We start from the raw sequence: 13,024 nt of genomic DNA, 5'->3' as shown, positions 1-13,024 counted from the left end.
TTCATGAGTACCGACAACATCTGGGTAGGGCTTACCCTTTCCTCCTTGTCTGAAGATTTTGTCCAGTCAATTGTCAATCTTGTTTCAGTCCAAAGTGTTCAAAATGCCCTGGATACACTTTTTTACGAGATCCCCCTGGGCGGTGTGCTTTTGGGACTTGGGGTGTTTTTCTTTGTCATTGCCATTTTTATCAAAGAACATTAATTTTTGCCATGGCATTGTTCAATCCCGGCAACCTTTCCGGAATGATACTGGTATTGGTTCTTAGCGGAACCTTGATGCTCAAGGTGAGACAGGTCCCCCTTAAGGCTATCATTTGCGGAGGAATTCTGTGCCTTGTCTATCTGTCAATTCTTTTCTTGATAAATTTTTCTGTTTTGACCCAGGGTATCATTTTGGTTTTCTTCTGGGCAGAGATGGCCTGCGCCCTTTATTTGATTGGACAGGCAAATCAAAAAAAAGCTGCGCTTGAAGGCGTGGTTTTAAAGTTAAAACAAAAGGCAAAACAGGATGAGCAAAACCAGGACAATGAACTGGTCCGGATGAATAAAAGCCTTGTCCTTGAAATCAGGGCCCATACAGAAGCTGAAACAAGGCTCAAAGAAAGCGAGGAAAAGTATAAAAATCTGGTCAACTCTTTGCCCCAAGGTATATTTATTGTCCAAGAGGGGAAAATTGTTTTTTTTAATCCCGGCCTTGAATTGTTAACCCAATATGACGGGGAAAAATTATTCGGCATGGATCCTGACCTTCTTTTTGTCCAAAACAAGGACCTAGAACCTGATCCAGACGGGTATGAGTTTATCAGGGCAAAGGACAACTCAAAAATTTGTGTTGAAAAACAATGGGTTCAAATTGCGTACAAGGAAAAACCTGCACAGCTTTTTACCCTAAGGGACATTACCGAGCGACTCAAGGCCCGCACGGATAAAACCCGGCTGGAATCGGAACTTGAAAAGGCAAAAAAAATGGAAGCCCTGGGATTGCTTGCCGGCGGCGTTGCCCATGATTTAAACAACGTATTGTCCGGGATTGTATCCACACCTGAGCTTTTGCTCATGGATCTGCCCCGTGATTCCCAGTTAAGAGAGCCTCTTTTAACCATAAAAGATTCAGGCAAGCGGGCATCAGTGATTGTGGATGAATTGCTCACCCTGGGCAGGGGATCTGCCAAGGTGGTGGAAGCTGTAAATCTGAATTCGGTTATTCAAACCTATCTAAGGTCTCCTGAATGTCAAAAAAGTCGTGAGTTTCATCCCAGGGTCGAGGTTGAAACCCTTTTGGATCCGGATATCCCTTTGTTAAGCGCATCAGGAAATCATCTGCACAAAGTCGTGATGAATCTTGTGGGAAATGCCATGGAAGCGATCCAGGGGTCCGGCCAGATTTTCTTATCCACCACCTTTTGTTGTTTATCCCAGAAAATGCTCAAAGGGTATAAAAATTACCTGGATGGTGAATTTGTCCGAATGCGCGTGGAAGATACCGGACCTGGAATACCCAATGCGGATCTGGACAGGATATTTGAACCCTTTTACACCAAAAAGATTCTCGGCCGGAGCGGAACCGGCCTGGGCCTGTCAATCGTCTGGAATATCGTCCATGACCACAAGGGCTATATCCATGTGACAAGCAGGAAAGAAAAGACCCGGTTTGATCTTTATTTTCCAGTGACCCAGGACTTGCCCGGGGCGTCAAAACCGTATAGAATATATACCTTAAGCGATTATACCGGCAACAATGAAATTATTCTTGTGGTTGATGATTCCAATGACCAACTCAAGATCACTTCGAACATGCTTTGCCGTATGGGATATCAGGTGGTGACAAAGGCCTCTGGCGAAGCTGCCGTGGAATATCTCACAGATGCTCGGGTGGATCTGGTTGTTCTGGATATGATTATGACTCCGGGCATGGACGGGCTGGCCACCTTTCGCGAACTTAGGTCTCTTGATCCCGAGATCAGGGCGGTGATTGCCTCGGGATATTCCAAGACAGATGATGTGATCCAGATTCAAAACCTGGGTGCAGGCCCGTTTATTAAAAAACCATTTTCCCTCCAGACCCTTGGTCTGGCCGTCAAAGCGGAATTGGAGAAAAGAAAAGACAAAGGGATAAAAAAATGATCTTGGATAATTTTTTGACTCATTCAAAAGTCTGCCGACGGGATTTTTTAAAATTTTCTGCTATGGCAGCCTTGTCAGGTGCCGGCATTGGCGGGATTTTCGGATGTGCTGTTGATCCTGTAACCGGACAACAACAGCTTATGCTCATGTCCCAGGAGCAGGAGATGGCCATTGACAGGCAGCAGTCCCCGTTTCAGTTTTCATCTGATTACGGGGTCACCCAGGAACCCGGCCTTAATGAGTATATTTCCTCTGTGGGAAAAGGGTTGCTCAAAGGGGTTCACCGTCCGGCCATGAATTATAATTTTCAATGTGTTAATGCCACCTATATCAATGCCTATGCCTTTCCAGGCGGCTCCATTGCAGCGACTCGGGGCATATTGTTAAAACTTGAAAACGAAGGGGAACTGGCTGCCTTGCTCGGGCATGAATTGGGTCATGTCAATGCACGCCATTCAGCAGAACAGGCCTCAAAAGGAACCATTTCCAGCCTGTTGATCGGCAGTTTATCAGCCATTGCCTCCACCCAGAATTCAGGATTTAGGGAACTGACCCAGCAACTCGGGGCTTTAAGCCAGGGACTATTCTTGTCCAAATACAGCCGGAGCAACGAAAATGAGGCAGATGCTTTGGGACAGCTGTATATGACCCGTGCCGGGTATAGTTCAAAAGGATTTGTCGGCCTTATGAATATGCTCAACAGCTTGAATAAATCCCATGGCAACAGTGTGCAAATGCTCTTTGCCACCCATCCCATGAGCACGGACCGCCTTGAGGCCGCCATAAAAAGAGATGACAGTGAATATGCCGGTACAAAAGACTTTCCCCTGCACAGGGAACGGTATATGGACAAGACTGCAGGACTGAGAAAAAAGGCAAAAGCCATTGTGCTGATGCAGCAGGGAGAAACCTATTTAAGTCAAAAAAAATATGATAAAGCCCAGCAGGCATTTGGATCGGCCATTAAAAAAGCCGACCAGGATTATACCGCCCACCTGCTCATGGCCAAATGCATGCTGACCCAGAAAAAATCAAAATCAGCGCTCTCCTATGCTGACAAGGCAAAGCAATTGTACCCCAAAGAGTCCCAGGGGTATTATGTGTCTGGACTGGCAGGTCTGGGTCAAAAAAAATATACCCGGGCATATGAGGATTTTAAACGCTGCGATGCCCTTTTGCCCGGCAATCCGCAACTGACCTTTTATCAAGGGTTTACCCTTGATAAAACCAGTAACCAAAAGACAGCGGCAGATCTGTATATTGCCTATTTAAAACAGATCAACTATGCCTCCAACCAGTACAGTCAATATGCCTATAAAAGGTTGAAAGCGTGGGGGTATGCCAAATAAACCCGGCAAAGTCTCCAAAGCGCAAATGAAAAAAAACTGCCTGGCTCTGATTCAAACCGCTAAGGTCATGTCCCTGGGTACCTGTGATGAGACAGGCCCCAGCAGTACAAAAGAATGCTGCTCTAAAGAGAATCATGGCTTTGACCGGGCTCTGCCCTGGATCGCTCCGGTATACTATTGGTATCATGCCCCGGGGTTTTATTTTTTTTCTAGCCCTGGGGCCTGCCATATCAGGCAAGGGGTCAACCGGGTCTGCGCCGCTTCTATTTTTGAGGACGCCAGTCAATTTTCCAAAATTAAAGGGGTTCAGATGTCAGGCCGTATCCAGCCCTGTGATGCCAAAGCCAAAACCATTGCCATTGCCTTTAGCTATTGTCGGCGTTTTGGCATCACGGCCGGGACAAAAGAAATTTTTGATTTTTTCTGGACCCGGTTCAATGCCAAAATGTATTTGTTTGCCCCGGATCTTATTTATTACATGGACAATGAACAGGGAATAGGGAACAGATTAGAGCTGAGCTTATGAAATTTGACTCGTTAAAATCAACAATAGACTATCTTGAGAAACAAGGGGAGGTTGCACGCATTGACCATGAGGTGGATCCTTATCTTGAAATGGCTGAAATCACACGCCAGGTCAATCGTGCCGGGGGGCCGGCCCTCTTGTTCACCCGGGTAAAGCATTCCAAGTTTTATGCCCTGTCCAACCTTTTCGGGACCTGGGAAAGAACCCTTAAGATTTTTGAACCCCAGATGGACAGGGTCAGGGCATTGGTTGAATTAAAGTCTGATCCCGGCAGATGGTTGAAATCGCCTTTTTCCGGGGTAAAAGCTGCCAAGGCCCTGGTGCATGCACTTCCCGTCAAAACACCATCCCGCCTGGGGCCTTGTGCAAAAACCACCATTGATCGCCTGCCCTTGATTCAATGCTGGCCCAAAGACGGGGGTGCCTTTGTGCTTCTGCCCCAGGTCTTTTCAAGGGAGCCCGGGTTTAACTCCATGCTCAGATCAAATCTGGGGATGTACAGGATTCAACTATCGGGAAATGACTATGAGACCAACCGTGACATCGGGATTCACTATCAGATTCACCGGGGGATTTCCATCCACCATAAAAAGGCTTTGGAGTTGAACCAACCCTTAAAGGTCTCTATTTTTATCGGCGGACCGCCTGCCCATACCTTGGCAGCTGTAATGCCGCTGCCGGAAAATATACCGGAAGTCGCGTTTGCCGGCGCACTTGCCGGACGTAATTTTCGGTATAGTGAAAGACAGGGGTTTATTATTTCAAATGATGCAGATTTTTGTATTACAGGGTTTATCGTTCCAGGCGCCACCAAACCCGAAGGGCCTTTTGGAGATCATCTTGGGTATTATTCACAGGTCCATGAGTTTCCATATCTAAAGGTGGTTTCGGTTTTTCACAGACCCGGAGCCATTTTCCCGTTTACCGTGGTGGGACGGCCGCCCCAGGAAGACTCTATTTTTGGGCGGCTTATCCATGAAATTACCCGCAGTGCAGTCTCAGATGCCCTGCCGGGTGTTGTGGCCGTCAATGCCGTGGATGAGGCCGGGGTTCATCCCCTGCTTTTGGCCAAAGCCCATGAACGGTATATCCCCTATGAAAAAAGAAAACCCAGAGAGCTGCTCACCCATGCCAATGCCATCCTTGGCACAGGACAGCTTTCCCTTGCCAAATATTTGTTTATCTGTGCCCACGAGGACAATGAAAAACTTGAGGTCAATGATGAAAAGGCCTTTTTGATCCATATGCTTGAACGTATGGATTTTTCCAGGGATCTGCATTTTATCACCAAAACCACCATGGATACCCTGGATTATTCCGGATCAGGCCTTAACCAGGGCTCTAAGGTCATTATGGCAGCGGCCGGACCCAAACTTCGAACCCTTGACTCCGGGTTTCCTTCCGGCCTGTCATTGGGGGATGGATTTTCCCATCCTGTGTGCGCCACTCCCGGAATGGTGGTGGTCAAAGGACCCCAATTTTCATCCTATGAACGGGCTGAACAAGAGATCCGCACATTTAAAAGCGGTCTTGAAAGAACCTGCGGACTTGAGGGCCTGCCCCTATTTGTTCTTGTGGATGATCCTGGGTTTGCCGGAAAAACCTTTGCCAATTTTCTCTGGGTTACTTTTTTACGGTCCAACCCTTCCCACGACATATACGGAATAGATGAGACCCAGGAATATAAGCATTGGGGATGTAAAGGGCCTTTGATCATTGATGCCCGGATCAAGCCCTTTCATGCGGCCGCCCTTGAACCCGATCCTGATGTGGAAAAAAAGGTCAAGGAACTTGGTAAAATAAATGGCCCGCTTTTCGGGTTGATCTAAGCTTAAGGATGTTGAACATGGAGGAAAAAATGAACAAATACAGATACGTGAAACCATTGCTCTATTCGCTCGCCTGTCTGGTGGTAATTTATTCTGTTCTTGGTTTTTTTGGGGTTCCCTATGCCGCCAGAAAAATAATTGTCAATTCAATAGACCAGACCCTTGACCGCAAGGCTGTTATCCAGAACGTCCAGTTTAACCCCTATACTTTGGAATTGTTTATTAACGGGTTAAAGATTCAGGGAAAAGAACAGGCCGATCTTTTATCCATAGAGAAAATTCATTTTGATCTCTCTGTGCTTTCATTGTTCAAAATGGCTCCGGTGGTCTCAGACATTGACCTGCACAGCCCCCAAATTTTTTTAAGGCTCAACAAGAATAATCGGTTGAACATATCTGATTTGATTCAAAATTTTGAAAATGATTCTTTAACAAAAGAGGCGGATAAATCACAGGACACAACAGAATTCAAGTTTTCACTGGCCAATATAAACATTAAAAATGCAGGGGTGCAGTTTATAGATTCAACCCAGGATCTGACCCATAAAATTGAAGCCTTTAACCTTGAAATTCCCCTTTTAACCAATTTGGACAAGAAAAAGTCAGCCGTTGCCGGACTCCGTTTTTTATTGAACCAGGCACAAATTAATTCAAATTTCAACTCCCTGGTCTTTGATCCTTCCCAAGCCTCAAAAATGAGTTTAAGCATTAAAAATTTTGACCCGGAGGTTTATTTAAACTACCTGAACCTTCCAAAGGGCGTGACATTTGTCCGGCCCGGGCTTTTTGACCTGGATCTGGAAGCCCGTTATACCCGGGCTGAAAAAGGGAAACATCCAGGCGGAAACCAGGTCCTTGAATTAAAGGTCCGGGTTTCAGGACAAGACCTGGACCTGCGTATGCTTGGGGACCAGCCGTTGTTCTCCTGCCCAAATCTTAAGCTTGAAGCAGGGTGCGCCAATCTGTTTTCAAAAGAGCTTACAATCAAAAACCTGGTGATGAAAGGGGCCCATATTTATTTAAAAAGAGGGGCTGACGGCCGGTTAAATCTTGATTTTACAGACCCTGGGGCCAGGCCCTCTCCTTTAAAGGAAGATCAGGATTTGGCGGATTCATCAGCTTTGGCCTTTCCTGTATCCGTTAAAATACTTCAGGCGTCTGTTGAAGACGGCTCTTTTGATTTCAAAGATGAAAAAGTTGAGCCTGGTTTTTCCACTCGTCTTTCCAACCTGGACGCTCGCCTTAAAAATGTGGACATGGGCCCGGAAATATCAGGCGAGTTTGACCTGAGCTTTTTAACCGAGCGCGAAGAAAAGGTCTCAACCCAGGGTAATTTTTTAGTAGAAAAGGATTATAAAATTCAAGGCAGCCTTAATCTTGAAAATATTTGGCCGGATAAATATGTCCCGTATTACAGCGCCTATACCGGGAAAAATTTAAGTTTGGGCAACACAGATATCAGTGCCGGATTTGTTTTTTCAACTACCCAAGGCATACCCGACCTAGAGATTATAAATGGCAGCCTCGGGGTTGATGACTTAAAAATATTGGACAAAACCGCTCCGGCCATGGATATTAACAGGCTTGAGGTCAATGATATTAACCTGGATCTGGGGCAAAAACAGGTCCAAGTTAAAGAGATCCTCACAAGGGAGGGAAGGTTTAATCTCATAAGAGATTCTCAAGGCAAAATTAATCTTTTGACCCGCCTGGATCCTGGCAGGCCTGTGAAAGAAACAGAGCAGAATCCATCCGATGAGAAGAAACCTTCTCAAAGAGGTGTAGATGCCTGGTCCCTTGAAATAGGGCGGTTTCTTCTTGAAAAATACCAGGTGACATTTTCAGACCTTGGGCTCCAAAAGCCTGTTCAAATACAGGTGTCAGATATTGGGGCCCTTGCCACCAACCTGTCAACCTCAGAGAATCAAAAGGCGGATATCAAGGGGGCCTTAACTTTTCAGGAAAAAGGCCGGATGGCGTTTAAAGGAGATCTTTTACTTTCCAGGCCGAGCGCCAGTATAGATTTTAACCTGGCTCAAATGGATTTAACCCCCTTTGAGCCGTATTTTACAGAGAAACTTAATATTCTGATTGCCAAGGGCCAAATGATGTCCAAGGGTCGCCTTTTTGTTGATATGGACAAGGCAAATGCCCCTAAAATCCGGTTCAAAGGAAAAGCCGCACTCAATGATTTTGAATCCAAAAATAAAACAGATGGCAAAGATCTGTTTAAATGCAAGTCCCTGCATTTTTCCGGGATGGATATTGCTTTGAATCCAATTCAAGTCATGGTTCAAAAAATAGCATTAACCGATTTTTATCAACAGGTCATTATCTCAAAAACAGGGCAGTTAAATCTCAGCAACATCCTGGCAGAAACACAAAAAGGGTCTTCGCCTGAAAAAAAGACGAATTCAAATTCTTCAAAATCAAAGCAAATTCCAAAGATCAACATCAAGGCCATTACCCTTCAGGGCGGGCAGATTAATTTTAATGATTTTTTTAATCAACCCCATTTTAGTGCGAATATGACCCAGATTGCCGGCAGTGTTTCCGGGCTTGGCTCATCGGAAAAAGCCCCTGCTCAAATCAACCTTAAAGGAATTCATAAAACCCAGTCTTCCCTGGACATTACAGGATCCTTTGACCTGTTTAAACCGGAAAAATCTGCTGATTTTTCAGTCTCTTTTAAAAACATTGAATTGCCCCAATTCAACGCTTATGCTGTCAAGTATATTGGGTATGAAATACAAAAGGGCAAACTCATACTCGACCTTAACTATCATATTCAAGGCAATAAGCTTGTCTCCACCAATAATCTTTTCTTTGATCAACTGACCCTGGGCAAACAAGTGACAAGCCCTGATGCCACATCCTTACCCATACCTCTTGCCATTTCCCTTTTGAAAAACGCAGAGGGTGAAATTGATTTGGACCTGCCCATTCAAGGACAATTGGATGATCCGGAGTTTGACTATGGCCGGGTTGTGGTGACCACCTTTAAAAATTTAATTCTTTCGGTTGTGACGGCTCCTTTTAAATTTCTTGGGTCCCTGGTCGGACTGGGAGACAACGGAGAACTGGGATTTGTTGAATTTGTTCCCGGAACTTCAAACTTGGATCAAAAGAATAAAGATAAAATTGACCAGCTTGTCAAAATTTTGATTGAAAAAGAACGCCTTAATCTTGAAATTAAAGGTCAATTTGACCTGACAAACGACGGTGAGCAGATTCGAATTTTAAAACTTAAGGCATTGCTGGTCTCCATGATGTCTGAAAAAAACATAGATCCTGATACCCTTTCCCGGGAAAAGCGAAATCAACTCATTGAAAAAGCTTACGGGCTTGCACTGTTTCCAAAACCAAGGGATGAAGCAGGGCTTGAAAAAAAGATTTCCCCCCTTGAAAAAGAAAAACTGCTCATTACCCATTTTAAGGTGGGGCAAAAAGAGTTAAAGAATCTTGGACAGCTTCGCAGCCAAGAGGTCAGGGATTATATTCTCAGTTCGGAAAAAATTGAACCAGAACGTCTGTTTCTGGATGCCCCTGGGCGCGTAGACCAGGAAGAAGAATCCTTTGGCAGGGTCAAGACCTTGTTCGTAATAAAATAAGATATCGGGAATGTTCAGAATTCTGTGTCACGGTTTCGGTTCCCGGATCTGCCTCAGCGCCAGCGGAAGTAAAAGTCAGGTCCGAGAATGGGCCTTCAATCAGCCACGTCGGAGGAGTTGACTTTTGCTGGAGTGGAGTTCCTGGAACCATCTTTTCCATCTGTAAATAAATCCCTATCAAATTCCCAGCTCTTTATCCAGCCGGCCTTCAAAGAAAATTGCCAACTGGGAAATTGTCAGTGACCAATTTTGAATCGGCATTGTCCATTTTTTACTGGCGTTCTGGATCCCCATGTAAAGCAGCTTTAACAGGCTGTCCTGGTTCGGGAATGATCCCTTTGTTTTGGTCAGTTTTCGAAACTGTCGATGCACAGCCTCAATGGTATTTGTGGTGTATATTATCCGTCGAATCTCTTCTGGATATTTAAAGAAATGACTGAGGCGTTCCCAGTTGTTCCGCCAGGATTTTATCACAATCGGGTATTTGTCATTCCATTTATTTTCCAAGATATCCAGTTCTTCTTCGGCCAGATCCTTATTGACCGCTTTATAAACACGTTTTAGATCTGCCATAAATTCCTTTTTATTTTTGGAACCAACGTATTTCAATGAATTTCGGATCTGGTGGACTACGCAGAGTTGAACTTCTGTGTCCGGGAATATGGTCTCAATGGCCTCGGGAAAACCTTTTAGACCATCAACACAGGCAATCAGGATATCTTTTACCCCTCGGTTTGAAAGGTCTGTTAACACCTGCAGCCAGAAGTTCGCACCCTCATTCTCGGATATGTACAGCCCAAGAACCTCTTTGCGGCCCTCGATATTCACCCCAAGAATTGTGTAAACGGCTTTGCTGCTGACCTTTCCGTTTTCTCGTACTTTATAATGTATGGCATCAAGCCATACGATTGGGTACACATTTTCCAACGGCCTGGCCTGCCATTCTTTGACGGTATGGATGATTTTATCGGTAATGGTGCTCAGAGTGGCATTTGAAATCTCAAGTCCATAGATTTCCTGTAAATGGGAAGCCATATCATTATAACTCATGCCCAGGCCGTAAAGGGCTATTATCTTTCTTTCAATTTCATCGCTGAGCGTTGTCTGATGTTTTTTGACGATCTGTGGAGAGAAGGTTCCGGCCCTGTCACGCGGGGTTTCCAGCTCAAATTTACCATCCAGGGATTTAATGGTCTTTTTGCTTTTTCCATTACGGCGGTTGGCAGAAACTTCCTGCCCGAGATGGGACTCCAACTCTCCTTCAAGAGCAGCTTCAGCAAGATTTTTGATTAATGATGTAAGGACGCCGCCCTTACCTGTGAAGGGTTTACCTTCCTGGATGCCTTTAAGGGCTTTTTGAAAATCAAATTCGGTGTTTTCTTCGGTCATGTCAGTTCTCCTTATTTAGCTGAGTATATCAGCTTTCATTCAACTGACACAGAATTTTGAACGCCCTCCCACCAAAAGCAGTAAATAATGTATAATCCCAAAAGGATATATACCCACATTTTTGGATCCATACTATGTTTCCTCCTGTTTGACCTTTGTTTGAGTTGATCGGATTAAAGTTATGATTATCAAGGGATAATCAGGACATATTACACCACCCCCTCTCTTTTAATATTTTCTAATATGAACGTGCTCATGCTTGTTTTCCATACCCGATCTTTCCTAAAGACTCTTCGATTTCATCCAGGATGGCATAGTCGTCAATGGTTGCAGGAACTTTGTACTCTTTTTTATCTGCAATGGACCGCATGGTCCCTCTCAATATTTTACCTGATCTGGTTTTGGGTAAGCGTTTGACCACGGTGGCTGTTTTAAAGGCAGCCACAGGACCGATCTTTTCCCTGACCAGCTGAACCACCTCTTTGACCACCTCGCTGTGATCCCTGTCCACGCTGGCATTGAGCACCATCATGCCTAAGGGGATCTGGCCCTTGAGCTGATCTTCAACCCCCATAACCGCGCATTCGGCCACATCAGGATGCCCTGCAATGGCTTCTTCCATGGCCCCTGTGGACAGCCTGTGGCCGGCCACATTAATAATGTCGTCGGTACGGGCCATGACATAGATATAATCGTCCTGGTCAATAAAGCCTGCATCCGAGGTTTCATAATAACCTGGAAATTTAGACAAATAGGCCTCTTTATATCGTTCATCATTCTGCCACAGGGTGGGCAGGGTACCCGGGGGCAAGGGAAGCTTGACCACAATGGCGCCGATATCCCCTTTGGATACAGGCTTGCCATCATTGTCCAATACCTCCATATTCCATCCGGGAGCCGCTTTTGTGGGAGAGCCTGGTTTTACCGGGAATTGTTCTATGCCCACGCAGTTGGCAGCAATGGCCCAGCCTGTTTCCGTCTGCCACCAATGATCGATGACCGGCACTTTCAGGCTGTTCTCCGCCCAGGACAAGGTATCTGGATCGGTGCGCTCTCCTGCAAGAAACAAATAGTTAAATTCTGACAAATCAAAATCCTTCATCATCTGAGCTGCTGGATCTTCGCGCTTGATGGCCCTGAAGGCTGTGGGTGCTGTAAATAAAGTTTTGACCTTATGTTCTGATATGATTCGCCAGAATACGGAGGCATCCGGCGTGCCCACAGGTTTTCCTTCAAATATGATGGTGGTGCAGCCTTTGAGCAGGGGACCGTATACAATATACGAATGACCCACCACCCAACCGATGTCAGAGGCAGCCCAATAGACATCCCCCTGATTAACCCCGTAAATGGCGTTCATGGTCCACTTGAGGGCGACCATATGCCCGCCGTTGTCCCTGACCACCCCCTTGGGTTCTCCTGTGGTGCCAGACGTATAAAGGATATACAAAGGATCTGTTGCCTCTACCGGTACACACTCTTTGGGGCTTGCCTGAAACATCACATCCTGCCAGTCAAAATCCCTGCCGTCTATCATACTGGCCTGGGCCTGGGGACGCTGGAGAATAATACAGGCATCGGGCTTGGATTCTGAGAGGTCAATGGCTTCATCGAGCAAGGGCTTGTATTCAATGACTTTTTTGACCTCAATACCGCAGGATGCAGAGACAATCACCTTGGGTTTGGCATTATTGATACGGGTGGCCAGTTCATTGGCGGCAAATCCGCCGAAAACCACCGAATGAACCGCACCTAACCGAGCACAGCCCAGCATGGCAAACACCGCTTCAGGGATCATGGGCATGTAGATAATGACCCGATCTCCTTTGGACACACCTTTTGCAGCAAGGGCACCGGCAAATAAAGAGACTTCTTTTTTAAGGTCATTATAGGTATATTTTTTTATGGTATCTGTGACCGGACTGTCATAGATTATGGCATCCTGGTCTCCACGGCCTTCTTGAACATGAAGGTCCACAGCGTTATAGCAGGTATTGGTCTGTCCCCCTTTAAACCATCGGTAAAAAGGTAAATTGGTGTCATCCAATACCTTGTCCCATTTTTTATACCAGAAACAGTCTTCGGCAACAGGTCCCCAGAAGTTTTCAGGATCATTAATGGACTGATCATAGGCATTCGCATACAAATTGGACATGAATTTTCTCCTAGCGCAATATGTTAATGGTTCAAGACC

General features: G+C 45.6%; 8 protein-coding genes. 6 read left to right on the top strand and 2 right to left on the bottom strand.

Annotation, left to right across the window (positions count from 1 at the left end; all coding sequences use genetic code 11):
• The first annotated feature begins 3 nt into the window (after positions 1 to 3).
• The 6 genes from HUN05_17290 to HUN05_17265 all read left to right on the top strand — a co-directional run bounded on the left by HUN05_17290 (position 4) and on the right by HUN05_17265 (position 9,441).
• Entirely contained in the window at positions 4 to 204 is a 201-nt protein-coding gene (locus HUN05_17290) for a hypothetical protein (GenBank protein ID WDP86661.1), read from the top strand.
• Positions 205 to 416: 212 nt separating this feature from the next.
• Positions 417 to 2,126 carry a response regulator gene (locus HUN05_17285; protein WDP86660.1) on the top strand — a complete coding sequence of 570 codons (1,710 nt, stop codon included), beginning with the start codon at positions 417 to 419 and terminating at the stop codon, positions 2,124 to 2,126.
• Positions 2,123 to 3,475 (top strand): M48 family metalloprotease, encoded by a 1,353-nt coding sequence (locus HUN05_17280; GenBank protein WDP86659.1) that lies wholly within the window; start codon positions 2,123 to 2,125, stop codon positions 3,473 to 3,475. Before HUN05_17285 ends, HUN05_17280 begins: the two co-directional genes overlap by 4 nt.
• On the top strand, positions 3,465 to 4,001 hold the full coding sequence (locus HUN05_17275; GenBank protein ID WDP86658.1) for a hypothetical protein: 537 nt from the start codon (positions 3,465 to 3,467) through the stop codon (positions 3,999 to 4,001). Before HUN05_17280 ends, HUN05_17275 begins: the two co-directional genes overlap by 11 nt.
• Positions 3,998 to 5,830: a UbiD family decarboxylase gene (locus tag HUN05_17270; protein WDP86657.1), complete on the top strand. Its 1,833-nt coding sequence runs from the start codon at positions 3,998 to 4,000 to the stop codon at positions 5,828 to 5,830. The genes HUN05_17275 and HUN05_17270 overlap by 4 nt, the downstream gene beginning before the upstream one ends.
• A 29-nt stretch (positions 5,831 to 5,859) precedes the next feature.
• Positions 5,860 to 9,441 (top strand): DUF748 domain-containing protein, encoded by a 3,582-nt coding sequence (locus tag HUN05_17265; protein WDP86656.1) that lies wholly within the window; start codon positions 5,860 to 5,862, stop codon positions 9,439 to 9,441.
• Positions 9,442 to 9,618: 177 nt separating this feature from the next.
• Here the strand turns inward: HUN05_17265 and HUN05_17260 are convergent, their stop codons facing one another.
• Both HUN05_17260 and HUN05_17255 read right to left on the bottom strand, forming a co-directional pair.
• Positions 9,619 to 10,830 (bottom strand): IS256 family transposase, encoded by a 1,212-nt coding sequence (locus HUN05_17260; GenBank protein WDP86655.1) that lies wholly within the window; start codon positions 10,828 to 10,830, stop codon positions 9,619 to 9,621.
• 253 nt (positions 10,831 to 11,083) lie between these two features.
• Positions 11,084 to 12,985: a propionyl-CoA synthetase gene (locus HUN05_17255; protein WDP86654.1), complete on the bottom strand. Its 1,902-nt coding sequence runs from the start codon at positions 12,983 to 12,985 to the stop codon at positions 11,084 to 11,086.
• Positions 12,986 to 13,024 lie beyond the last annotated feature (39 nt).

Source organism: Desulfobacter sp. (assembly GCA_028768545.1).
Classification (GTDB): Bacteria; Desulfobacterota; Desulfobacteria; order Desulfobacterales; family Desulfobacteraceae; genus Desulfobacter.
The sequence above is the reverse complement of the archived record's forward strand: the minus strand, read 5'-3'. Positions and strand labels throughout refer to the sequence as shown.

Bases quoted from the DNA above. Each gene is read 5' to 3' on its own strand.
- HUN05_17290 (WDP86661.1), top strand. From the start codon at position 4: ATGAGTACCGACAACATCTGGGTAGGGCTTACCCTTTCCTCCTTGTCT.
- HUN05_17285 (WDP86660.1), top strand. From the start codon at position 417: ATGGCCTGCGCCCTTTATTTGATTGGACAGGCAAATCAAAAAAAAGCT.
- HUN05_17280 (WDP86659.1), top strand. From the start codon at position 2,123: ATGATCTTGGATAATTTTTTGACTCATTCAAAAGTCTGCCGACGGGAT.
- HUN05_17275 (WDP86658.1), top strand. From the start codon at position 3,465: ATGCCAAATAAACCCGGCAAAGTCTCCAAAGCGCAAATGAAAAAAAAC.
- HUN05_17270 (WDP86657.1), top strand. From the start codon at position 3,998: ATGAAATTTGACTCGTTAAAATCAACAATAGACTATCTTGAGAAACAA.
- HUN05_17265 (WDP86656.1), top strand. From the start codon at position 5,860: ATGAACAAATACAGATACGTGAAACCATTGCTCTATTCGCTCGCCTGT.
- HUN05_17260 (WDP86655.1), bottom strand. From the start codon at position 10,830: ATGACCGAAGAAAACACCGAATTTGATTTTCAAAAAGCCCTTAAAGGC.
- HUN05_17255 (WDP86654.1), bottom strand. From the start codon at position 12,985: ATGTCCAATTTGTATGCGAATGCCTATGATCAGTCCATTAATGATCCT.